Source organism: Microcella sp. (assembly GCF_046293215.1).
Lineage (GTDB): Bacteria > Actinomycetota > Actinomycetes > Actinomycetales > Microbacteriaceae > Microcella.
The window spans coordinates 1-552 of the sequence record NZ_JBKBPI010000028.1 but is presented as its reverse complement, the minus strand read 5'-3'; the positions used below and the strand labels follow the sequence as shown (position 1 = coordinate 552).

Annotated in this window: 1 protein-coding gene and 1 pseudogene; both read right to left on the bottom strand. The window is 64.7% G+C overall.

Features of this window, described 5'->3' with window-relative positions; all coding sequences use genetic code 11:
- Positions 1-203 (bottom strand): annotated as a pseudogene (locus tag ACK4SC_RS11720) (6-phosphogluconate dehydrogenase (decarboxylating)); the annotation flags it as partial.
- 70 nt (positions 204-273) lie between these two features.
- A partial coding sequence (locus ACK4SC_RS11715) for an NAD(P)-binding domain-containing protein (protein WP_409618153.1) occupies positions 274-552 on the bottom strand: 279 nt, incomplete at its 5' end.

The window sequence follows — 552 nt, the reverse complement described above, 5'->3', positions numbered from 1 at the left end:
ACACTGCCACGACGCCACACCTCGGCGATCTCGGGCAGATTCATCTCGAACCGATACAGCTCGGGGTCGCGCAGCGGCGTAGTCTCGGCATCGTGCCCGCCCTGCGCTTGTCGGTCGCGCAGGCCCACGTCAGCGCTGCGCAGGATGTTTAAGCCCTCCGCATACGCCGCCATCAAGCCGTACTCGATGCCGTTGTGGACCATCTTGACGAAGTGCCCTGCCCCATGCGGGCCGCAGTGTAGGAAGCCTTCTTCGGCCGTGGCCGCATCTGCGTCACGACCCGGAGTGCGCTTGGATGCCTGGCGCAAGGGAAGAAAAGATCGGGCGCAGATGCTCGACCATACCAACTTCGCCGCCGATCATCAGGCAGTAGCCGCGCTCCAGGCCGGCAACGCCTCCGCTGGTTCCGACATCGAGATAGTGAATGCCACGGGCCTGCAGTTGCGTGCCTCGCCGCATGTCGTCGCGGTAGTACGAGTTGCCCCCGTCGATGACGATGTCGCCTGCGTCGAGTACCGGCACGAGGTCACCAAGCGCCTGATCGACAACCGC